Consider the following 22,121-nt stretch of genomic DNA (forward strand, 5'->3'; position numbering starts at 1 on the left):
CCAGTCTCCCCGACCCACCTCCAGCCTGTCGGACCGGGCCCACAGACACACAGCGCCGAGCCAAAGACGAGCCAATGCTTCACCCAGCGACACGCCGAGCCTGAGACCAACTCCCACGACCACCGGCGATGCTCGTCCGACAGCATGGCGAGGCGCGGGACGATGTCCGCACCGGCACCGCCCAGGACATGGGCCGGGGTGGGGTAGTCCGGCACGGGTGGCGCACTCGACGCGTGCGGCGTCGTCGCCGAACGAGCCCTGCAGGCGCGGCGCCCAACGGTCGGCCGAGACTCCCGCCTCCGGAGAGCGGATCACCCGGCACCTCTGACCTGCATAAACAGAGCTGCATGGAGGACTTGGCACAGGTTTGGCAGGACACCCGGTTTCGTGAGGGTCTGGGCGGTGGCCCGCCGGTTATGTCCGAGCGCTTGCGGCTGTGACGTCGATGAGTCCGACGGAAGGGGGGTACTGGGAAGCTGACGTGGATGGTTGACCGGGCCGTCGACCATCTACCGGGCGAAGGACCGACCGAGTGCCAGTCCAGCGGAGGGCGGTCTCGCTCGACTGGCCGGCTTGAGCGCACGGGCGTGCTGGAAAGCGAGCCCTCGCCGCACGCGATCCCCGCGATCTGACCTGACCCCAACCGGCAGCCGCCGCCGTGCGGACGCACACTTCTGCCGATGACGGAGCTGGGGTCGCGCTGTAGTGCAGAGGACCTGGACCGTAGCTCGATCAAGTCAACGACCTGCTGACTGCGGTTGGGGCGTATCGACGCGCCTGATGGGCGCTGTAGGACGCCGCGAGCAGGCCCGGCCGTCCGGTGCGGTACCGCGGTAACGGAGAGGCATCGGCTGTAGCGTTCCGGACTTGGCCGACGATCATCCCGGTGGTCCATTCGGCCCTGAGGAGGATGACCGTGGGTAGTGGTGGTGCGGGCCCGGATTCGGGTGTCGCAGCGGTTGATCGAGCCGTTCGGCTCTTCCAGTTCCTCGCACGGGGCCAACAACTCAGAGCCAATCCACCGCGGACCATCGACAGCTACGACAGCGTTCTCTGGCTCGGCCAGATGCCCGACCACCCCGCCGTCCGGGGCCACCACGGCGCGCCCGAGCCCACCGACCCGGTGGTGACAGTCGAGCGCGTCGCGCACCAAGACCCGCCGGAGCCCCCCGACGAGCTGCGCCCCTGGCTGGACGGCACCTGGGACGACCCCGACCAGGGCCCCGGGCTGCGCGAGTCACTCGGGGAGGCAGAACCGCGCCAGCGGCTCGACGCGGCACCGGGCGTGCGCGAGCTGCACGCGGACTGGACGTCGCGCTGGGCGGAGTGGGCGGAACGCGAGCGCCACGACCGGCCCGCGCGAACCGCGTACAACGAGCTGTTTTCGGCCTACGTGACCGCGGCGGGGCACACCGAGGAACTGGAACTCGTCATCGGTGTCGGGTGCCTGTCCTGGTCGCCGCCCGGGCACCCGGTCGTGCGCCGACACCTCGCCACCGTGCCCGCGACCATCCACTTCGACGACAGCACCGGGCAGTTGGCAGTGCACCAGGCCGAGAGCGCGGACGGGATCACGGTCGAGTTGGACATGCTCGACCCCGGACTCGTGGCGAACCCGCAGCACGTGGTGCAGATCAGGGCGGAGGCCCGGGAGCTGACCAGCGCGGTGCTGCACCGCGATGTCGTGGGCGGCGCGCTGCGCCGCCTCGTGCATGCCCTCGACAGCGGAGCGGCCTACCTCGACGAGGACGAACCGCACCGGCCGGGACCCCACGCCACGGCGGCGTTCGCCCCCGCCGTCATCCTGCGCAGGCGCTCCCGCCAAGGCGTGGTCGACATCCTCGACGCGGTCGCCGCCCAACTGTCCGAATCCGGCCAGGTCCCAGACGGGCTGCTGCCGCTGGTCGACCCGGACCACCGGCCCGGCACGACCCCTTCGCCGGAACAGGGCGCCCTGGTCGACCTCGACGACGAGCCGTTCCTCCCGCTCCCGGTCAACGAGCGCCAACTGCGCGTCCTCGCCCAGGTCGACGCGAAGGCGCAGACCCTCGTTCAGGGGCCACCGGGCACGGGCAAGACCCACACCGTGGCTGCGCTGCTGTCGCACCTGCTCGCGCAGGGCAAGCGCGTGCTCGTGACCGCCCACACCGACCGCGCCCTGAAGGAGGTGCGCGCGAAGCTGCCGAAGGCCATCGCCCCGCTGGCCGTCTCCGTCGTCGGCTCCTCGCGATCGGACCTCGCCGACCTCAAGGTCGCCGTCGAGCAGATCAGCTACATGGCCGGTGAGCACGACGCGGAGAGTTCGCGCCAGGCCATCGACGACCTCCTCGCGGCGATCGACGTGCTGCGCCGCCGTCGAGCGGAGGTGTACCGCCGCCTGCTCGACGCGCGGTTGCGGGAAGTGGCCTCCCACGAGGTGGGGGAGTACCGGGGCACGCTCGCGGCCATCGCCCACCGCGTCGACGACGAGCGGGACCGCCACGGCTGGGCGGTCGACCTCGTCCCGGAGGGAATCGGCCCGTCGCCCGTCTCGGCACCCGACCTGGTCGCCTGGCACCAGGCCCTGGTGGATGACGGGCTGATCGCCGACGAGGACGAGTCCGCGCTGCGACGCCCGCGCCTCGACGAACTGCCCGACCCGGAGGCGGTGCGAGAGCTGATCGCCGCGGAGCGCCGCGCCGTCGAGGCCAGCGAGGCGCACGGGCACCTCGCCGGGCACGATGCGTTCGACGCCGTGCGCGGGCTTGAGCCGAGCACCCGGTCCAGCGTGCGGAGCAGGCTCAACGGCTTCGCGCGGGAAGCCCGCGAGCTGTCGAAGCGGCGCGAGGAGTGGATGAACGCCGCGCTGTCCGACGTGCTGGCAGGGAGGGCGAACATCTGGCGCGCCCGGGGGCAGCAGGTGGCCCAGGTCATCGCGGCCGCCACCCCCCTGGTGCACCGCCTCGGCCCGCTCACCGACATCCGGGTGGCGCACCAGGCCGATCTGGACCGGCTCGCCTCCCTCGCGGGCGCCCTGCGGGCCCAGCTCGGCGACGGGGGCGCGCTCAAGACCAACCCGGACGGCACGCCCAAGATCGGCGCCTTCACGCCCAAGGTGGTCAAGCACTCCTCGGCCCTGTTCCAGGCCGTGCGGGTGAACGGTGTGCCGCCCACCAGCGCCGCCCACCTCGACCTCTTCCTGACGTGGGCCGAAGCAGGCCGGTCCCTCGCCGCCCTCGACCGGGCATGGCCCGATTCGGTGCGGGTACCGGCCGAGGACACCCTGAGCGAACGCCTCCAGTGGCACATGACCGAGCACGAACAGCTGCGTCGCGTGCTGGCGCTCGGCCAAGCGCTGGAAGTGGAGGCCCGGGACCTCGCGGCCATCGGTCTGCCCCAACCGAACTGGACCGATCTCACCGCCGTCCAGACCTATGCCCGGCTCGTCGACGCGGCAGCCGCCTCCGACGCCCGAACCGCCGCCGCCGCGCCGCTGGCGGAGGTCCTGCGAACCCTCGACGACGTGGCCGCGTGGGCCGACGCCGCCCCGTGCGTCGGCGATCTGGCCGCCGCGGTCCTCGCCCGCGACCACGAGGGCTACGCCGCGGCGCACCGCCGCCTGACGCGCCTCGCCGAGGTCGCCGAGGCGATCCGGCGCCGCGACGCGGTCAGCGAGGTGCTGGCGACCCGGTTGCCCGCACTGCGCTCCGCCGTGGCGGCGGACCCGCGCGCGCCCGAGTGGACCGCCAGGCTCGCGGACTGGACCGCGACCTGGTCCTGGGCCGTGGCGCGGACGTGGGTGCTCGGCCAGTCCCAGGAGAACGTCAACGCGCTGCAGGACGAGGTGCTGCGCATCGAGGAGCAGGTCCGGGACCGGGTCGGGCAGCTGGCAGCCGAACGCGCGTGGGGGCACGCCGTCTCCCCGGAGCGGCTCTCCGGCCGTGCCCGGGCCGACCTGCTCCAGTACGCCCAGCTCGTCCGCCTGCTTGGCCGTGGAACGGGGATGTACGCCGACAAGCGCCGCGCGGACATCAAGGCCGCCATGGCGCGCTGCCGTCCCGCGGTGCCCGTGTGGATCATGCCGATCTACCGCATCGCCGAGCAGTTCCGGGTCCAGCCGGATATGTTCGACGTCGTGATCGTCGACGAGGCGTCGCAGGCCGGGCTCGAAGCGACGTTCCTGCAGTACCTGGCGCCGAAGATCGTGGTGATCGGCGACGACAAGCAGGTGTCCCCCACGGCCGTGGGGGTCGACCAACAACAGCTCCGCGACCTTGCCGAGCAATACCTCTGGGACGACCCCTACCGGGCTTCGTGGCAGGACCCCAAGCGCAGCCTGTTCGACGAGGCCAAGATGCGGTTCGAGGGCATGACGACGCTCATCGAGCACCGCAGGTGCGTGCCGGAGATCATCGGGTTCTCCAACCGCGTCGCCTACGGTCCCGACGGCATCCGCCTGGTCCCCGTCCGCCAATACGGCGCGGACCGACTGGAGCCGATCAAGCCGGTGTTCCTCGAGAAGGGCTACGAGCGCGGTGTCACCGACAAGGTCAATCCGCCGGAGGCCGACGCGATCGTCGACCAGATCGAGAAGTGCATCGCCGATCCCCGCTACGACGGGTTGACCTTCGGCGTCGTGTCGCTGCTCGGCCGCGCGCAGGCGAAGCGGATCGAGAAGCGGCTGCTGGAGCGCATCCCGTCGGACGAGTGGACGGCGCGGGATCTGCGGTGCGGCGATTCCGCCGACTTCCAGGGCTCCGAACGCGACGTGATGTTCCTGTCCATGGTCAAGGCCGCCGAGCCGGGCAGGCGGATCGGCGCGCTGACGCAGGAGATGTACGTCCAGCGCTTCAACGTCGCGGTGTCGCGCGCCAAGGACCAGTTGTGGGTCTACCACTCGGTCCGCCCGTCGGACCTGGGCAACACCGAGGACATGCGCTTCCAGTTGCTCGACCACTGCTATGGCCAGACCGCGGACGGCGTTGCGGGGGCGATGACCTCCGCGGTGCCCGACGACCGGCGGGTCGAGCCGTTCGACTCGCTGTTCGAGCAGCGGGTGTTCAACCGGATCGTGGACCGCGGGTACACCGTCGTTCCGCAGTTCCCCGCCGAGGGGTACCGCATCGACCTGGTGGTCATGGGCGGCAAGACCAGGCTGGCCGTGGAGTGCGACGGCGACGCCTGGCACGGTCCCGACGCCTACCAGCGCGACCTCGCCCGGCAGCGGGACCTGGAGCGGTGCGGCTGGCAGTTCTTCCGCATCCGCGAGTCGGAGTTCTACGCCGACCGCGAAGCCGTCCTTGCCCGCCTGTGGGACGCGTTGCGCGAGGTGGACATCCACCCGCCGGGGTGGACGACGGACCAGACCCGTGATCGGGAGCCGCAGGTCGTGCCGGGGGTCGCGACACCGGAGGCGGTCGTCATCGAACCGGCTCCCGCCACTGTCGAACCGGCTCCCGCCATCGTCGAGTTGGAGCCGGTCGAGCCGCGGCCGTCTGACCACGGCCGACCCGCGGCGTCGCTCGACACCATCGCGCTGGACGGCAACAGGATGGACACCCTCCACCTTGACCCCGTTCCGGAGGAGACCTCCGCCCTCGACCCCGTCAAGCCGGAACCGAGCGCGGCCATGCTCACCCTTGAGCTGGTTGTGGACGACGGTGCCGAGATCGGTGACGAGCAGGTGAGCGAGACGGTGGTGGGCCTCGTGCTCGCCGAGTACGCGGCGTTCACCGGGACGGTGGCCCAGGTCGGCGGCGCGTCCCGGGACGAGGTCCTCCGGGGCCTGGTGCAGGTGGTCGCGGTCGAGGGACCGGTGCTGGGCGGTCGTCTGCACACCGCCTACGTCCGCGGTTCCGGTGCGGTCCGGGTCACGAAGCAGGTGGCGGCGGACCTGAACAAGACCATCACCCAGGCGGTGCGCAGGGGCCTGCTCGTCGAGAGCGACCCGCTCGGGGAAGGAGGGATCAAGCCCCGCACGTACCGGTTGCCGGACCAGCCCCCCGTGCGCATCCGCCACCTGGGGCCGCGGCAGTTCGACGAAGTGCCGCCGGGAGAGCTGGCCGCGCTGCTCACCCAGCTCGCCGGTCCTGGCCAAGCGGTGGGCGACGAAGCGCTGCACAGGGCGGCCTTGGAGGCGCTCGGCCTCAAGCGCATGACGGAGAACGTCAGGAAGCGGTTCGCCACGGTGGTCGGCCTCCTCGCCGACCGCTCGTGACCACCTGCGGGTGCTCCGGACTCCGGAGCACCCACGGGCGTTCTCGACGTCGGCCTTGACGAACTCGTAGACGGTGGCGGATTCGTGGGTGACGTTGTACTTGACCTTGGCCAGGCCGAAGGGGATAGCCGACGTCATCAAGGGGTCGATGGCATGTCGGCCGTGCGCCAGGTCACGGGGCACGGCTCTTCGTTCGGCAAGCGGGTGTCGCGCTCGCACCGCTGCTGGTGACGGCGTTCGCTGTGCCGCGCGAGCCGCGACTCGGCGCGCGCGGGCGGTCCAGGCGGACCGGGGACGGGAGCGGCTCGGCTTGTTGTCATCTGACCGGGGAGAACTCTCCCTGACTGCGGTTCCTGTCACTGAAATGGATCAGTGCCAAGGTTTCGTTCGTATGTCACTATGAGTTTTCTCCAGTGGCCCGGAGAAGCTCAATCCTGATGACTTTTCTAGGAGGTCCGGTGTATTTCTCTTTCCTTCGAAAAGCTTTTGTGGTCATTGGCACTGCGCTGATCGCGGTCGCGGTCGGCACAGCCGCGCACGCGTCTCCGAACCGCTCTGGCGTGCCTGCCCCGCACGGTTCATCCTCGCAGCTCGACCCGCAGTGCTTCGTTTGCGTCTGCGATGGCGGCCGTTGCATATGCCAGGAGGTCCCATGTCCGGAGCCGGCTGTCAAAGTTACGGGAGTTCGCAGATTCTAGTGGTGCGTCACGCGACCTTGGCCGGATAATGGGTCCAGGTTCGGATGGTGAGTCGTTGGCGAACCCGGTCTTGGATCGGGCGCGTGTGTTGCGCCAGCGGATGTAGCCCTCGATCGCGGCGTTCTGTTCGCCGTGACTGCGGTGGTCGGTGCCGTTGATCGTGATTGTCGGCGCACCATTTTCCCGGTGCCACGGGCCCGGTGATCGCGCAGCTTGGCCAGCGACCACGTGGAGAACGCGGTGATACCCCCATCGGAGGGAACGTCCTGGCGATCAGGCAGGTCCGCTCGCGGATCTGCCTGATCGCCTTCGGGCGTCCCGCTTCATTCTGGGTCGATCGGCAGCGATCATGACCAGACCGCTGCTACTGCCCACCCTGCCCCTGCTCACCAGAGCGCTGGTCGGCCGCATCTTACCTTTCGTCGCCGCGCAGATCGCCTACCTGTTCAACTGCCGTTCGCCCGAGCGTCCTCGCGTGTTCGTGGGGATGCGCCGCAACCTGTGGCTGCCCCTCGGCGTCGCCGTCACGATCGCGCTGCAGATGGCGTTCACCCACGCCCGCTGGATGAACACCCTGTTCTGGGCCGGCCCTCATCGGCTGGTCGGAGTGAGGTGGGCCCCGCCGGTGCTGGTCGGTCCGAGGAAGACGACGTTGTCCTTGGCGGCGATGAGGTCCAGCGTCCGAGGAAGCCGAACCCGCCATCTCCGAAGGAGATGACGGGTCGTGGAGCGATGGTATTTCCACTGTGGTGGCAACGCCGAATAGTTTGTCGAAGGCGGAAAGACAGGGCGTCCGCGACCGGCTGTGACATCGAGATGCTGTGTGCAATCAGGAGGAGTCGTGCGCAAACGAGCTGTTGGGTTGATCGGATCGCTGGCTGCGGCCGTGCTGTCACTGCTGCCCGCGGGTTCGGCGTCTGCGGACAGGTTGGTGTTCCCGTGCAACAGCCCCGCGAACGGGATGTCCTGCCAGCGGATCAGTCCGGCCTTCCGTGAGGCGAAAGTCGCCTATACCAACGCAGGCGCCACGGCGAGCATGGTGATGAAGGCGTCCTACGACCACGTTCCGTACCTGGGCGCGGGCGGTCGGGCCATCATCGAGATCAACACCAAGAACCGCTACTTCGGCTCGTGGGACTACACGACCAAGGTCTCGAAGATCATCTGCGTCGACACGCTCACCGTGTCGAAGATCGGCCTGGGCACGGTGACCCTCAGCGGGGCGCCAAGCGTGGGCTTCGGCCCGGCGGCGGACGGCACGTGGACCTACACGCGCCGGGGTACCGTCGACGCGAGCGGGACCTCCGCCTCGTGCGGGCTGAACGGGGTGTTGGACATGCGCGCGGGCGGCGGCACCAGCATCACGAGCGCGTACTGGTCCACCGAGACGCGCATCGAGTTCGTGAACGGCTACTCGGTCGTGGCGCTCGCGGGCAACGGGGGATCGCTGAACAGCGACCCCTACTACCTGCCGTACTACTCGGAATGACCGCCGTCCCCCGGGCCGCGGTCCGGGGTCCGGGACCGGTCACGCGCACGGCCACCCAGCGGGCTCGTCGGCGAACAGTCCCTGGTGCAGTCCCGGTTCCGCGACGAGCTGCTCCCAGTAAGCGGGATTGCGCAGCGGGGTCGTGCGTCGGTACGACAACCGCGTCCACTCCAGTGCCGCTCGTGCGACGCGCTGCGGCACGGTGTCGGGTCGCCAGGAGAGCAGCAGCCGCAGCGGCACGTGGTCGGTGAGCGGGATCCGGGCCACGCCGGGGAGCGGTGCCTTCGACGGGGAGTCCAGCGTGATCGCGGTGCTGGCGGCGAGCAGCTTGACCGCGGCGGCGCGGTCGGCGCCGGTGTGCACGATCGAGGGAACGAACCCGGCTCGGGCGCACACCGCCAGCAGGTAGTCGTGCCGCCGGGTGCGGTCGGGCGGCCCGAGCCATACCTGGTCGGCGAGATCGGCCAGCGCGATCGCCGGTCTGCGCGCCAGCGGGTGTGCTTCCGACAGGTGCACCCAGCACGGCTCCTCGACGACGGTGGCTGTGACCATCTCCGTCCGCGACACGGGCGAGGTCTGCGAGTTCACAACGGCCGACGCCGGTGGCGCGAGCACTTGGTGCAGGCCCGGCTCGTTGCGCGACAAGGCGTCCAGGACGTGGTCGCTGTCGTGCACCTCATGGTTCACCCGCAGGTTGGGGAACCGCTCCCGCAGGTGCTCGACCAACCCCTCCACCGCGGAGGACGACCTCAGCGTGAACTCCCACGGGGGCAGGGCACCGTGGTGCGCCGCTGTCTGCTCCACGGTCCGAACGGCCACCAGGGCCAGCCGGGACGCCGACACGACCTCCTCGCCGGCCCTGGTCAGCGACACCCCGCGGTTGCTCCGCTCGAAGAGCCGCACTCCCAGGTGCCGTTCCACCCGCTGGATCCGCGAACTGACAGCGGATTGCGCGACGCCGAGTCGCGCGGCAGCCAGGGTGATGCTGCGCGCCTCGGCGACGGTGACGATCCAGCGGAGGTGTTCGACTTCCAGCTTCACGTCACAGACCTCCGCGCCCGAAGCCCACGAGCGCCATCCGGCCGGTCGTCCTGATCGCATCGCCCGGAACGCGCGACCATGTGCACATGTCCAAGCTTTCGCTCCGCTGTCGGTTCGATGCCGACCCTATGAGTCGCCCGCGCGGGCTGTGAAGCAGCCCGGACCGGCATTGACGGTGCAAGCGCACAGCGATCGGACCGGCGGAGGGGCGGTCCGCACCCCTCGGGAGCGCTACATCGGGCCGTGGCCGCTGTCAGGCGACCGCCTGCCGAGTGGCCCGGCAAGCGAGGCTGCCGCACCGCAGGTGACCTCGATGACACCCTCGCGCCCACCGCGAGCGACGAACCCCGGGTTCTCGCGATCCGGCCGGAGTCCTCGTCGTACGAGGTAAGGAGTGGACAGTTCGGCCACGCGGCCGACTGCCGTGCCGTGCGATCGGGCATGTGCTGGTGCCAGGCGCGGACTGGGTGACTCGTGCCGCCCCCCGGGTGCGGCGTGCCTGCACAAGGTTGGAGGCCACCGCGGGATCGACGCCTTCGACACGATGTCGTGCACGGCCGGGTTGGCTGACAGAGCCCGATGGGCCACGCGGTGCGCTGTCGGATCGGAACGTCGAGCCGTCCTCTCCACCGTGATCGTTCGATCCCCGCGGCCCTCGGTGGCCGGCCTGAGAACGGAGGGAAGAGGCGCGCCCGATGCCCCCGGGGCCTCTTCCCTCCGCGGTGGCGCCTTCCCGCGGAGGAAATCCGCGCCACCTGCGACGGGCGACCTTCGCAGGGGAGTGCGATGCAGCGATCGCCCATAGTCGACACCTCAGGTGCACCCCACCTTAGAACGATCTTGTCTTGCCCAGCCGGGGCTTGTGGGCGAGGCACTGTGCATCCGCACAGTGCATGCGTGTTCGCGGTCTGCCTCCCGGCTGCTATAGCGCCGCTGGTGCCGGAATGAGGTCCCGGCACCAGCGGCGCCACTGTCAGGCGCGGACGATGCGGTAATAGACGTAGGGCCCACAGATGCCCTGGTTGGTGTACGCCTCCGTCACGATCCAGCCCGCGGGCACCGCGGTGGCGGAGCACATGTGCATGCCGTTCTGGAGATTGCTGGTGATGCGGTAGTAGATGTAGGGCCCGCAGATGCCCTGGTTGGTGTACGCCTCCGTCACGACCCAACCGGCGGGCACCGCGGTGGCGGAGCACATGTGCATGCCGTTGTAGAAGTCGTTGCTGATGCGGTAGTAGATGTAGGGCCTGCAGATGCTCTGGTTGGTGTACGCCTCCGTCACCACCCAGCCCGCGGGCACCGGCGTCGACGAGCACATGTGGGTGCTGGCCGCCTGTGCCGTGCCGGTGGTCGTGAGGGAGATGCCGAGGCAGGCGGCGACGAGCGCCACCGCGAGCAGTGCTCGCCGCGCGGCGTGGCGGAACCGGCCGGACCGCCGCTGAACTGTTCCCATCGGATCCCTTTCTTGCTCTCTTGACATGGTGTTCTCTTGCGGGCTTCTTCTCGATCTGTGCTTCCGCCGAAAAGGGCGGGCGCACAGAAGTGATCCCACCACGCGCAATCCGGACCGGGGTAATACCAATCGGGACCGACGCCGATACCATCGCTGATCGCGGACGCGGTCCCGGACGGAGAAGCCCGAGCGGTCGCCGACGGGACGCGCCGACGCGCCGATCTGATGTGCGGATGCACACCAAATGCGATCGGTGTGGCAGCGATACCGATCAGCCATCCCGCAGAGTAGGTCGCGGGACGGCCAGAGGGCCGAGGTCGAAGGAGACGTTCAGGCGGGGACGATGGCGAAGGCGGGGACGGCCGACGTGGGACCGGGGCGCGGAAAGCCGAGCGGACGGAAACGCTCCCGCTTTCCATGGCGTTGACATTGTCATTTGTTGTCCGGATCAAATCGCGTGGGAGAACCATGAGCACTGTGGTTTCCGTGCCAACCGAATGTCGAACAACGTTCTCATCCGTGGAGAGCCGGGATCTGCGATTGCTGCTCGGCGTCGCTGAGGGCATCGGCACCCGCGCTCTCTCCGAAGCCCTCGGGTCGAGCGAGGTGACGGTGCGCCGACGTCTGCGCCGCATGGTCGGCCCGACCGGCCCCGGGTGGCTGCGGCACTCCGAATCCGGCGGCTACGAGGTTGCCGACCTCGGGCAAGACGCCGTGGGCCTGGCCAAGCAGGCGGTCACGTCCCTGGACCACATCGCCGCGTCCCTCGGCGTCGACGAGGTGTTGCTGTCCCACGTCGAGCTGGTGATGGCGGTGGTCGCGGCCGGCTCGATCGGAGGGGCCGCGCGCGGGCTGCGGCTTCCGCAGTCCTCGGTCAGCGCCAAGGTCTCCCGCGTCGAGGAGCGCTGGCGAACCACGCTGTTCGTCCGCGACCAGACCGGGGTGCGCCCCACGGCGGCGCTGGCCGACCTGCTGCCGCGGATCGCTCTGGTGGAACAGGCGGCGACCCGGTTGCGAGGTCGGCCCGACCGGCCTCGGTGCGCGCCCCCGAGCCCGCACGGCCTGGAGATGGCCATCGAGGTGGGCTTCAGCGGCCTGCTTGAGGCGCTCGTCGCCGACGGTCTGGACGTCAGCCAGCACGTCATCGAGATACCCGGCCGGGAGTGGACCCCGACCATGCGCCAGGCCGACATCTGCCTGTACCTGGACCTGCCGATGGCCAGCCTGCCGGTGCCCGCCGGTCACGAGACCGCCATCGCCTTCTGCGATCCGCTGTATGCCGTCGTCCCCGCCCGAGTCGCCGCCGGGCGGCGGAGGATCGGCCTCGGCGAGCTGGCCGGCCAGGACTGGCTGACCGGTGCCATCGGCGGCCGCAACCACAGTTCCGTCGTGGCGCTGTGCCGATCAGCGGGCTTCGACCCCAGGGTCAAGTACACCTCCACCCACAGCCGCTCCGCGCGGCACGTCCTGAACGCGGAAGTGGCGGTCGCCCTGACCAGCGCGGCCTTCGTCCCCGGCACGACCGCGCCCACCGTCCGGCTGGCCGAGGACTTCGAGGTGCGGGTCACGGTCGGATGGCGACGCGGCGGCACCTTGGCCGACGTCGCGCACCGGATCGTCGGCTGGCTGCGCCTGGCCCACTCCCGCCGTCTCGCGGCGAGCCGACCGGAACTCCTCGCCGAGATGCGCGCCGACCCCGACCGCTGGCCTCACCTGACCGGAACGTGACCACCGATCGGCCACGTCCCCGGCTCCAAGTGGCGATGCCGGGAATGTCAGGGGGTCGGGGAGATCGGGGGCGAGTCGTCGCGGTCCGCCGGTGGGGCTGGTCTTGGTCGCTGGTCACTTCGCGCAGCGGTGATGAGCGGGTACCTGGGGCGGCCATGCCCCCGTGTCCAGGACGCCGAGGTGGTAGGCGCGGGAGATGAGCGCCGCCGCGTTGTTGGTCGGGCAGCGCAGGCGGCGGGCCAGGACCTTGAGGTGGTAGTCCACGCCGCGCCTGCTCATGCTCAGCGCGCTTGCGATCTCGGCGACCGACGACCCCGCCGCGCGCATGGCCAGGACCGACGCCTCGGTGTCGTTGAGGACCGTCGTCGCCTCGGGCGCCGCGGGAGGGGTCGCGGTGCTGAGCATCTCCACGATCCGGTCGGTGCCGTCGTGGGGGTCGAGCACCCGCACCGCCGTCACCGCGGCCTCGACGGTCGCTCCGTCGGGCAGCACGAAGCTCCGGTCGTAGCGAGCCGTGCTCACCCTGCCCGCCACGAGATCCGCGAGCACCGGTCGCCAGCCCGGCGCACCGGTGAGGTCGTCGCCGGACAGCGACCTCAGCTCGGCGAGCCTGCGTCCCACGAGCGCGCAGAACGCGGGGTTCGCGTCCACCACCTCGCCTGCGGAGGTGCTGACCAGCACCGGCGTCGGGGTGTGGCCGAACAGCGTCGCGTGGCGGTCGCGCCAGCGCTTGAGCGTGGTCCTGGCACGGGCGAGCTCGCTGGTGTCGACCCAGATCCCGGCGAGCCGGGTCTCGCCGTCGAAGGGCACGGTGAAGCGGTAGCCGATCGCGACGGCGGCGCCGTCCTCGCCGTTGGTGCTGATCAGGCGGGGGAGACCCCCGGTGAGGGTGCGCCCGTCCTCGTAGGAGTTCGTCTTCGCCAGCGCGGGTCCGTCGAGATCGTCAGTGGTCTTCCCGACCAGGTCCTCGAGGGATTCGAGTCCGTAGTGGGTGAGATAGGCGCGGTTGGCCCACACGTGCCTGCCGTCCGGGTCCTTGACGTACGCCGCGGCCGGCACGTGGCGCATGAACGCCTCGAACCGCTCGTTGGCGAGTTCGGCCGCGCGGCGCGCGGCGTCCAGTTCGGTGACATCGGCGAACACGCCGCCGATCAGCCCGTCGGCCACGCCCGGCGTGATCGGGAAGACGAAGCCCTGCTGGCACCGGCGCTCGCCGTCCACCTCGAACTCGGCGCTGATCGCGGTGGACTCTCCCCCGCGCAGGGCGACATCGGTGCGGGCGTCGCATGCGTCCTCGCGCCAGGGGGCAGAGGCCTCCGCGGCGCTGCGGCCGATCAGCGTGTTGAGACCGATGTCGCCGAGTGTGCGCAGGTGGGCGCGGTTGGCCCACAGGTAGCGGCGCTCGTGGTCCTTGATCCAGGCGCCGAAGGGCGCGTGGTCCATGAACGCCGTGAACCGCCGCTCGGCCTCCTCGGCCCGCCTGCGCTCCGCTTCGCGTTCGCTGACATCGAGTGCGAGGTGGCCGACCAGGGGTTCCCCGCCGGGACCGGTCAACGGGAAGCGGATCTCGTCGCTGTCGCGGGGGGAGCCGTCCCGGTCGATCCAGCTGCGCCGGGTGAGGACCGCCTGGTCGGTCGCCAGGACGAGCCTGTCCGCCGCGGGGCCGTCGGTGGCTTCCCCGCCGCTGTGAACGTCGGCCTCGGTGAGGCCGACGATCGAGGAGAGGTCGTGGCCTGCGGCGGCGAGGTAGCGCGGCGAGGCCCACACCGTGCGGCTCAGCCGGTCGCGCACGGCCACGGTCGCGGGCAGGTGGTGCATCACCTGCGCGAGCCACGCCACCGAATCGGCGTCTGCCATGTCGCCCGCGTAGCCGGGGGTGAGCGGGATGAGCGCACCGCACACGCCGGTCACCGCTCCCTCCTGCCCCAGGGCCCAGAGGGAGTACAGGTACGGTCCCGTGGGCAGGTCCACCCGCCACTGGACTGTGGCTCCGGCCAGCGCCTGCCGATGGGCCCGCCAGGAGGTGAGCCTGCCCGGCTCGGCCATCTCCTCGGGCTCCGGTCCGAGGAACGAGGCCAGCGGGCTCCCCGGTGCGGGCCTCGTCGTGCCAGGCCAGTTGAAGATCCCGCCCAGGGCGACGGTGAACCGCAGATCGTTGTCCACGACCCAGAAACCCGCTTGGACACCGTCCAGCGCAAGGCGTTCGAAGTCGGTGATGGGCAGGTCTTCCGGCGGCATCTCTGCGGCTCGTTCCCTTCGTGAATGTGAGCGCGATTCTCGCTGTTCCCTTCGGTCGTCCGCAACCGAGGAGCGATGTAGGTGCATCTGCACAGTCGATGATGGCCGCTGCGTCGAGTGGAGCGGTCGATCCTGTGTGGTGGCCGGGAAGGGACCACCGGCATCGAGGAGCGGCGCGGCCCCACACGGCCACGCGCCGCTCCTCCCCTTCGATGCGCTTGCGCGCAAGCGGTCTGCACCGGGATCGCGCGGCCGGGAGCCGATGGAAAGTGCCGACGAGCGGGGGATTGCCGGTGAGCGCCTGTCGACGACCATCTACTGAGGAAGAAGCCGGGCGGCGCGCCTGGTGTCGGCACCGTCGATGTCGGCTGCTCGATCGACCACCCCGCGGGACCATCGGTGACGCTAACGCCCGTTCCGGTGACGTACGGTCTCGCCAGATCGTGTCCCGAGTTTCGTCGAGGTTGCCGCGAACGCCGCCCCTGAGGTACTGCCGCGAGCGTGGCCACGCGAGGTGGTTAGGAGTTGGCGTTCTCCTCTTTCTTGATCTCGCCGGAGCGGATCTTGGCGTGGAAGCTCTTCAGTTCGGTCTTGACCACGGGGACCAGCAGGTACAGGCCGATGATGTTGACCAGGGCGAGGAGGAACAGCACGGCGTCGGCGAAGCTGAGGACGCTGCCCAGGGTCAGGACGGAGCCCGCGACGATGAACAGGCAGAAGACGATCTGGTAGACGCGCTCGCTGGTGGTGGACTTGCCGAACAGGTAGGTCCACGCTTTCTGGCCGTAGTAGGCCCAGGTGATGAGGGTCGACAGGGCGAAGAGCGCCACCGCGATGGTGAGCACGTAGGGGAACCAGGGCAGGACGGTCCCGAAGGACTCGGAGGTCACGGTGACGCCGTCGGGGACTTCGCCGCCGTTGAACACCGTCGCCTGGGCGGTGGTCCAGAACTCAGTCTTGGCGATGATGATGGTCAGCGCCGTCATGGTGCAGATGACGACGGTGTCGATGAACGGTTCGAGCAGGGCGACGTAGCCCTCGGTGACGGGGTGGCGGGTCTTGACCGCGGAGTGCGCGATGGGGGCTGAGCCCAGGCCCGCCTCGTTGGAGAACGCCGCGCGCTGGAAGCCGACGATGAGCGCGCCGATGGCGCCGCCGACGACGCCTTCGGGGGAGAAGGCGCCGGAGATGATGGCGCCGAACGCGGCGGGGACCTCGGTGATGTTGACGCCGATGACGATCAGGCACGCCAGGATGTAGACGATCGCCATGGACGGCACCAGTCGGCTGGTGACCTTGCCGATGGACTTGATCCCGCCGATGATGACGGAACCGACGATGACGGCGAGCACGATGCCGAAGACCAGCGCGGCGCCGTCGGAGCCGAGGAGGCCGTCGTCGCCGCCGGTGACGTCGCGCAGCTGGGCGAAGGTCTGGTTGGCCTGGAACATGTTGCCGCCGGAGATGGCGAAGAACAGGATCATGACGGCCGCGAGGACGGCCAGCACCCGGCCGAGGATGGCGCCGCCTGCTCCGAACCGCTCGGCGATGCCCTTGCGCAGGTAGTGCATGGGGCCGCCGGAGACGGTGCCGTCGGGGTGGGTCTCGCGGTATTTGACGCCGAGGGTGCACTCGACGAACTTCGTGCACATGCCGAGCAGTCCGGCGAGGATCATCCAGAACGTGGCGCCCGCGCCGCCGATGGTCACCGCGACGCCGACGCCGGCGATGTTGCCGAGGCCCACGGTGCCCGAGACCGCGGAGCTGAGCGCCTGGAAGTGGGTGATCTCGCCGGGGTCGTCCTTCTTGGAGTAGCGGCCGCGGACGAGGTCCAGGGCGGTCGTGAAGCCGCGGAACTGGATGAATCCGAAGTAGACGCTGAAGATGGTGGCCGCGGCGATGAGCCAGCCGACGATCCACGGGAACTCCGCGCCGAACACCGTGATCTCGGCGAAAACGAACGCGGACAGGCCTTCGGACACCGGGTCGAAGACGCTGTTGATCCAGGACTCGATGGAGCTGAGGGCGCCGCCCTCGGCGGCCGAGAGGTGGATCGGGGCCTCCGACGGCAGGGTTGTGGCGTGGGATTCGGCGCTGATGCTCCACATGGGGCCAGGCTAGTGCATCCACCTTTGCCACTCCCGGGCAGCGGCGGTGCTCCGTGAAAGGGCTGCGCCGGCGCCACCTCGCGCCACGGTTGGCCGCGTCCGCCCGTGGTGCGTCAGGACGGACGCGGCCCGGCGGTGTCAGCTTCGTGGGAGCACGCCGAAGCGCACGGTGCCGTCGTCGTCCACCGTGGCGTTGAGGATCTTGTTGCCGAGTTCGTCGGCGGCGGGAGCGGTGAGGAAGACCGTGGCGTCATCCGCGGTGACAGTGTGGTCGCCTGCGATCGCGCGGGGAACGAGGGCGAGGGTGAAGCGGCTCAGCTCGCGGCTGTCGGCCAGTGTGATGCGGAGTCCGCCACCTTCGGGGATGTGGGCGGAACGCTGCAGTTCGGCGAGTGCGCGTATCGCGCTGGTGTCGAGGTCGAGCATCGCTCCTCCTTTGCTTGGCTTGTGCCTCGAGGATAGGACCGGGGCGACCCACTTCGGCGCTTCTACGCCTTTTCTCAAGGAGAACGTCAGGTTCGAGTGTCGACACCGGACTCCAATGCACGGCAGGGACGGTGCTACCTGACGACTTCCTGACAATTTCCCTCCGCAGGCCCTCTCGAATGGCGTTGGGTCTTCCCCGGGTCAATACTCTCCGCGTGGTGGGCAGGCGAGGACGGTGGACCGAGGAGGTTCGGCCCGAGCGGGGAAGGCGGCGCGGATCGGTGCCAGTCGTCGGATGTGGGAACCCCGGTGCGGGACCGGGCGTGCTCGCCTGCCCACCCGGGGGGACCTCGTGACGATCGCGGGCACGCTGCTGCTGGTCGAGGACGATGTGCGCATCGCCGAAGCGCTGCGGCTGTCGCTGGCCGACGAGGGATACGCCGTCGAGCAGGCGACCACCGGCGAAGAGGCCCTGGTGTGGCTGAGCAGGCAGGCGCCCCCGGACGTGGTGCTGCTGGACCTGATGCTGCCGGGGATGGACGGCCTGGACGTGTGCGCCCGCATCCGGGCGCAGGGCGATCTGCCGATCATCATGGTGACCGCCAGGGGCGAGCGCAGGGACGTGATCGCCGGGCTGGAGGCTGGGGCCGACGACTACGTGACCAAGCCCGTCGACGCCAGCGAACTCGCTGCCCGCATCCGGGCGCTGCTGCGCCGTATCCGCCCCGCTGAGCGCGACCTTCCGCAACCGGTGTCCTCCAGCGGCCTGGAGTTGCGCGTCGCGGAGGGACGCGTGCTGCGCGACGGGGTGGAGCTGGCGCTCACCAAGACCGAGTTCCGCCTGCTGGTGACCTTGGTGGCGGCGCGCGGCGCGGTGGTGACCAGGGAGCAGCTGCTGGAGAAGGTGTGGGGGTACGGGTACTTCGGTGACACCCGGCTGCTGGACGTGCACATCCGCCGCCTGCGCCGCAAGGTGGAGCCGGACCCGGGCAACCCGGAGCACATCCTCACCGTGCGGGGCACCGGCTACCGGGCGCAGTGGTGAGACGCCTGCCCCTGCACCTGCGGGTGATGGTCTGGTTCGGTCTCGTCTCGCTCGCCGTGTGCAGCGCGCTGGCGGTGCTGACCTGGAACATGGCCACCGGCTACATGCTCGACCAGCGCGAACGCGCCGCGCTGAACCAGGCGACGGCCAACAGCCGCCTCGTGGCGGGAGCGCTGGACGAGGGCGGGCTGCGCGAGCTGGTCACCGGGCTCGGCGCGGAGCTGGAGTCGGCGGTGATGGTGATCGACGGCGGTCGAGTGATCACCGGCGGCAACCTGATCGATCCGACGAGGCTGCCGCGGGAGTTCACCGACCTGGTCACCTCGGGCACGCCGGTTCGGCAGCGCACCATGCTCGACGGCGCTGTCGTGCTCGCCGTCGGGCTGACGATGCCGCAGAGCACCGCCGCCTACGTCGAGGTCTTCCCGCTGCGGGAGCTGGACCGCACCTTCCGCTACCTGGGCTGGATGCTCACCGTCGGCGCGGCCTGTGGCGGCCTGGCGGGCGCCGTCCTCGGCCGGTGGGCCGCCCGGCACGCCCTCGCCCCGCTCGGCCGGATGATCGAGGCGGCGGGGCGGGCGGCCAGGGGCGACCTGTCGGTACGCCTGCCCGACGCCGGGGACGCGGACCTGATCCCGCTGGCCAGGGCGTTCAACGACACCGCGGAGGGACTGGAGCGCCGGGTGGCCCGCGACGCGCGGTTCGCCGGCGATGTCAGCCATGAGCTGCGTTCGCCGCTGACCACGATGCTCAACGCCATGGCCGTGCTGCGCCGCAGGCGTGGGGAGCTGCCGCCGGGCGCGCTGCCCGCCGTCGATCTGCTGGACAACGAGCTGCACCGCTTCCGCAGGCTGGTGGGGGACCTGCTGGAGATCTCCCGCACCGACCCCGAGGCCGACGCGCTGGACCCGGAACTGATCGACCTGGCCCAGTTGGTGCGGGAGGCCATCTCCGTCCTGCCCACCTCCCGGGCCGTCCTCGACGTCACCGGGTCCCCGCGGGTGCACGCCGACCGACGCAGCCTGGAGCGGATCGTCACCAACCTGGTGGACAACGCCAACCAGCACGGTGGCGGCCTCGTGCGCGTCGGGGTGTCCGGCGACGGGCGCACCGCCCGTGTCGAGGTCGACGACGACGGGCCAGGTGTGCCCGCCGACCAGCGCGACACCGTGTTCGAGCGCTTCGCCAGGGGCGCGCCCGCCGACCGCGGGCACAGCGGGGGAGTGGGTCTCGGCCTCGCGCTGGTCAGCCAACACGTGCACCGCCACGGCGGCACCGTCACGGTGACCGACCGACCCGGCGGCGGCGCCCGTTTCACCGTCGAGTTCCCGGAGGCCACGCCATGACCCTCCGTCCGGTCGGCGCCGCTCTGGCGCTGCTCCTGCTCGCCGGCTGCGGTGTCGGCACCGAAGACCGGCCGCGGGTCATCACCGGCGTTCCCGTGCCGGAGACCGCGAGCACCCCGGAGGTCACCAACCGGCCGCACTCACCACCGCTGACACCGCCCAGCGGCCCACCGACAGCCCCTCAGACGACCTGATCCCACTACCCCGGACATCCCCGTTCCCCTCGTTCGACTGGAGGTCCCTCGTGCCCCGAAGCTCCGAGAAACCCACACGCACCAGAGCTGTTCACGGCCGGGTGTTCTATCCAGCCGCCGCGATCGCCTTGGCGTTCGTGGTCGTCACCGTGTTCTCGCCGTCGTCGATGGAGAGCGGTGTGGGGGCGGTGTCGTCCTGGATCGTCAGCAATTTCGGCTGGTATTACACCGTTCTGGTGAGTCTGTTCGTCCTCTTCGCGGTGTGGATGGGGGTGAGCCACTTCGGGGACATCAAGTTGGGTGCCGATGATGACGAGCCGGAGTTCGGTCGTGGGTCGTGGTTTGCGATGTTGTTCGCTGCGGGTATGGGCATCGGTTTGGTGTTCTGGGGTGTTGCCGAGCCGTTGAATCATTTCGCGGGCATCCCCAACCGGGCGTCGGGGATCGAGGCGGCTGATGAGCAGGGCGCGCAGGGTGCGTTGGTGCAGACGTTCCTGCACTGGGGCTTGCATCCGTGGGCGATCTATGTGGTGGTCGGTCTGGCGGTGGCGTATGCGGTGCATCGGCGCAAGCGGCCGGTGTCGATCCGGTGGGCGTTGGAGCCGATCCTGGGCCGTCGGGTGCACGGTTGGCTGGGTGATCTGATCGATGTCACCGCCGTGGTCGGGACCCTGTTCGGGGTGGCGACCTCGTTGGGGTTGGGTGTGGCGCAGATCGCGGCTGGTCTGGACTTCATCGATGTGGTGAGTGATCCCGGCAATGTCACCATGGTGGTGCTCATCGGGGTGATCACGCTGATCGCGATGGTGTCGGTGGTGACGGGGGTGAAGAAGGGCATCAAGTGGCTCTCCAACGCCAACATCGGGCTGGCTGCGGCGTTGATGGTCTTCGTGCTGGTGACGGGTCCGACGTTGTTCATTCTGCGTGATTTCATCCAGTCGATCGGCCTGTATCTGCAGAGCTTCCTGCAGATGAGTTTCAGCACCACGGCGTTCCAGGGTGCTGACGGGCAGGCGTGGCAGGGCTATTGGACGGCGTTCTACTGGGGGTGGTGGATCTCCTGGGCGCCGTTCGTCGGCGTGTTCATCGCCCGCATCTCCAAGGGGCGCACGGTGCGCGAGTTCGTCGCCGCCGTGCTGCTGGTGCCGACGCTGGTGAGTTTCCTGTGGTTCTCGGTGTTCGGTGGGGCGGGCCTGTTCCGGCAGTTGTTCGGTGGGGGCGGCCTGGTCGGCGCCGATGCCGAGGGCGCGGCGACGGTTGATTCCAACGCGGCGTTGTTCACCCTGCTCGACGGGCTGCCCGGCGGCTCGATCATCGTCGGTGTGGCGATCGTGTTGGTGGTGCTGTTCTTCGTCACCTCGTCGGACTCCGGGTCGCTCGTGGTCGACATGCTCGCCTCCGGCGGCGACGAGGACCCGCCGGTGTGGAGCCGCGTCTTCTGGGCCTCCGCCGAAGGGCTGGTCGCCATCGCCCTCGTCCTCGCCGGCGGCCTGAGCGCGCTGCAAGGCGTGGCCATCGCCATCGCGCTGCCGTTCAGCCTGGTGATGATCGGGATGTGCGTGGCGACGATCAAGGTGTTCGCCCGCGAACGCAAGACCATGGTCCGCGCCCAACGCCGCATCCAACGCGAGGAGCTGACCGCCGACGTCGCCAGATCACTGGTGGACGACGGACTTCTCGAACCGACCAAGCGGTAGACCCAAGGGTGACCCGCGCCCCGCGCGGGTCACCCTTGGAGGTGTCTGGAGGAATGATGGACTTCCGTGGACTCAGCAGAAGAGAGCAGCGTCAGCTCGAAGCCATCGAACAGCACCTCGACAACGACGCGCCGGAGGTCGTCTCGGCGTTCCGCGCCGCCGCCGATCCGTCTGGTGCGCCTTCGGGGCAGGGGCTCTATCTCCTGCTCTCCGCTTTCCTCGCCGCAGCGGGCTTGCTGACCGGGGTGCAGGGCCTGGTGATCGTGAGCATGACCCTCGGGATGCTCTCCCCGATCCTCCCGGACCCGCTCCAGCCCGGCATCGGCCACCGCCCCCCGCCCGAGGACACGTCGAGCGGGCATGTCCCCTCAGCGTGATCGCCCCGATTATCAAAGAGTTTTGACACCTCTGTCCCTTCGGAGCGCTGTGCGGCTCGCGTAGATTCGGCCCTGTGTCAGCAGG

General features: G+C 70.0%; 14 protein-coding genes. 9 read left to right on the top strand and 5 right to left on the bottom strand.

Annotation, left to right across the window (positions count from 1 at the left end; translation table 11 throughout):
- Positions 1 to 1,066 precede the first annotated feature (1,066 nt).
- The 3 genes from ACFPM7_RS29525 (at position 1,067) to ACFPM7_RS29535 (ending at position 8,383) form a co-directional block, all read left to right on the top strand.
- On the top strand, positions 1,067 to 6,196 hold the full coding sequence (locus tag ACFPM7_RS29525) for an AAA domain-containing protein (protein WP_378251121.1): 5,130 nt from the start codon (positions 1,067 to 1,069) through the stop codon (positions 6,194 to 6,196).
- A gap of 1,047 nt (positions 6,197 to 7,243) precedes the next feature.
- On the top strand, positions 7,244 to 7,612 hold the full coding sequence (locus tag ACFPM7_RS29530) for a cation transporting ATPase C-terminal domain-containing protein (protein ID WP_378251122.1): 369 nt from the start codon (positions 7,244 to 7,246) through the stop codon (positions 7,610 to 7,612).
- 123 nt (positions 7,613 to 7,735) lie between these two features.
- Entirely contained in the window at positions 7,736 to 8,383 is a 648-nt protein-coding gene (locus ACFPM7_RS29535; RefSeq protein WP_378251123.1) for a hypothetical protein, read from the top strand.
- A gap of 39 nt (positions 8,384 to 8,422) precedes the next feature.
- Here the strand turns inward: ACFPM7_RS29535 and ACFPM7_RS29540 are convergent, their stop codons facing one another.
- Both ACFPM7_RS29540 and ACFPM7_RS29545 read right to left on the bottom strand, forming a co-directional pair.
- The gene (locus ACFPM7_RS29540; protein WP_378251124.1) at positions 8,423 to 9,424 is read right to left on the bottom strand and encodes a LysR family transcriptional regulator; all 1,002 of its coding nucleotides are present in this window, start codon (positions 9,422 to 9,424) and stop codon (positions 8,423 to 8,425) included.
- Between the two features lie 973 nt (positions 9,425 to 10,397).
- A complete protein-coding gene (locus tag ACFPM7_RS29545) occupies positions 10,398 to 10,877 on the bottom strand; it encodes a hypothetical protein (RefSeq protein ID WP_378251125.1) in 480 nt (159 codons plus the stop codon).
- A 519-nt stretch (positions 10,878 to 11,396) separates the two neighbouring features.
- Here ACFPM7_RS29545 and ACFPM7_RS29550 point away from each other — a divergent pair.
- Positions 11,397 to 12,605 carry a LysR family transcriptional regulator gene (locus ACFPM7_RS29550; RefSeq protein ID WP_378251126.1) on the top strand — a complete coding sequence of 403 codons (1,209 nt, stop codon included), beginning with the start codon at positions 11,397 to 11,399 and terminating at the stop codon, positions 12,603 to 12,605.
- A 114-nt stretch (positions 12,606 to 12,719) separates the two neighbouring features.
- Here the strand turns inward: ACFPM7_RS29550 and ACFPM7_RS29555 are convergent, their stop codons facing one another.
- The 3 genes from ACFPM7_RS29555 to ACFPM7_RS29565 form a co-directional block, all read right to left on the bottom strand.
- Complete coding sequence (locus tag ACFPM7_RS29555; protein ID WP_378251127.1) at positions 12,720 to 14,843, bottom strand: PAS domain-containing protein; 2,124 nt, start codon at positions 14,841 to 14,843, stop codon at positions 12,720 to 12,722.
- Between the two features lie 518 nt (positions 14,844 to 15,361).
- Complete coding sequence (locus ACFPM7_RS29560; RefSeq protein WP_378251128.1) at positions 15,362 to 16,951, bottom strand: alanine/glycine:cation symporter family protein; 1,590 nt, start codon at positions 16,949 to 16,951, stop codon at positions 15,362 to 15,364.
- 138 nt (positions 16,952 to 17,089) lie between these two features.
- A complete protein-coding gene (locus ACFPM7_RS29565; protein ID WP_378251129.1) occupies positions 17,090 to 17,377 on the bottom strand; it encodes a hypothetical protein in 288 nt (95 codons plus the stop codon).
- Between the two features lie 352 nt (positions 17,378 to 17,729).
- On the opposite strand from ACFPM7_RS29565, the gene ACFPM7_RS29570 reads away from it, so the two are divergent.
- The 5 genes from ACFPM7_RS29570 (at position 17,730) to ACFPM7_RS29590 (ending at position 22,036) form a co-directional block, all read left to right on the top strand.
- Positions 17,730 to 18,422 (top strand): response regulator, encoded by a 693-nt coding sequence (locus ACFPM7_RS29570; protein ID WP_378251130.1) that lies wholly within the window; start codon positions 17,730 to 17,732, stop codon positions 18,420 to 18,422.
- Positions 18,419 to 19,768, top strand: a complete 1,350-nt coding sequence (locus ACFPM7_RS29575; protein ID WP_378251132.1) for a HAMP domain-containing sensor histidine kinase — start codon at positions 18,419 to 18,421, stop codon at positions 19,766 to 19,768. Before ACFPM7_RS29570 ends, ACFPM7_RS29575 begins: the two co-directional genes overlap by 4 nt.
- Positions 19,765 to 19,962: a hypothetical protein gene (locus ACFPM7_RS29580; RefSeq protein ID WP_378251133.1), complete on the top strand. Its 198-nt coding sequence runs from the start codon at positions 19,765 to 19,767 to the stop codon at positions 19,960 to 19,962. Before ACFPM7_RS29575 ends, ACFPM7_RS29580 begins: the two co-directional genes overlap by 4 nt.
- Before the next feature lie 101 nt (positions 19,963 to 20,063).
- On the top strand, positions 20,064 to 21,659 hold the full coding sequence (locus ACFPM7_RS29585; protein ID WP_378251134.1) for a BCCT family transporter: 1,596 nt from the start codon (positions 20,064 to 20,066) through the stop codon (positions 21,657 to 21,659).
- 56 nt (positions 21,660 to 21,715) lie between these two features.
- Positions 21,716 to 22,036, top strand: a complete 321-nt coding sequence (locus tag ACFPM7_RS29590; protein ID WP_378251135.1) for a DUF3040 domain-containing protein — start codon at positions 21,716 to 21,718, stop codon at positions 22,034 to 22,036.
- The last annotated feature ends 85 nt before the right edge of the window (positions 22,037 to 22,121 follow it).

The organism is Actinokineospora guangxiensis (assembly GCF_042657845.1).
In the GTDB taxonomy this organism is placed as follows: Bacteria; Actinomycetota; Actinomycetes; order Mycobacteriales; family Pseudonocardiaceae; genus Actinokineospora; species Actinokineospora guangxiensis.

Bases quoted from the DNA above. Each gene is read 5' to 3' on its own strand.
- ACFPM7_RS29525 (WP_378251121.1), top strand. From the start codon at position 1,067: ATGCCCGACCACCCCGCCGTCCGGGGCCACCACGGCGCGCCCGAGCCC.
- ACFPM7_RS29530 (WP_378251122.1), top strand. From the start codon at position 7,244: ATGACCAGACCGCTGCTACTGCCCACCCTGCCCCTGCTCACCAGAGCG.
- ACFPM7_RS29545 (WP_378251125.1), bottom strand. From the start codon at position 10,877: ATGGGAACAGTTCAGCGGCGGTCCGGCCGGTTCCGCCACGCCGCGCGG.
- ACFPM7_RS29555 (WP_378251127.1), bottom strand. From the start codon at position 14,843: ATGCCGCCGGAAGACCTGCCCATCACCGACTTCGAACGCCTTGCGCTG.
- ACFPM7_RS29560 (WP_378251128.1), bottom strand. From the start codon at position 16,951: ATGTGGAGCATCAGCGCCGAATCCCACGCCACAACCCTGCCGTCGGAG.
- ACFPM7_RS29565 (WP_378251129.1), bottom strand. From the start codon at position 17,377: ATGCTCGACCTCGACACCAGCGCGATACGCGCACTCGCCGAACTGCAG.
- ACFPM7_RS29580 (WP_378251133.1), top strand. From the start codon at position 19,765: ATGACCCTCCGTCCGGTCGGCGCCGCTCTGGCGCTGCTCCTGCTCGCC.
- ACFPM7_RS29590 (WP_378251135.1), top strand. From the start codon at position 21,716: ATGGACTTCCGTGGACTCAGCAGAAGAGAGCAGCGTCAGCTCGAAGCC.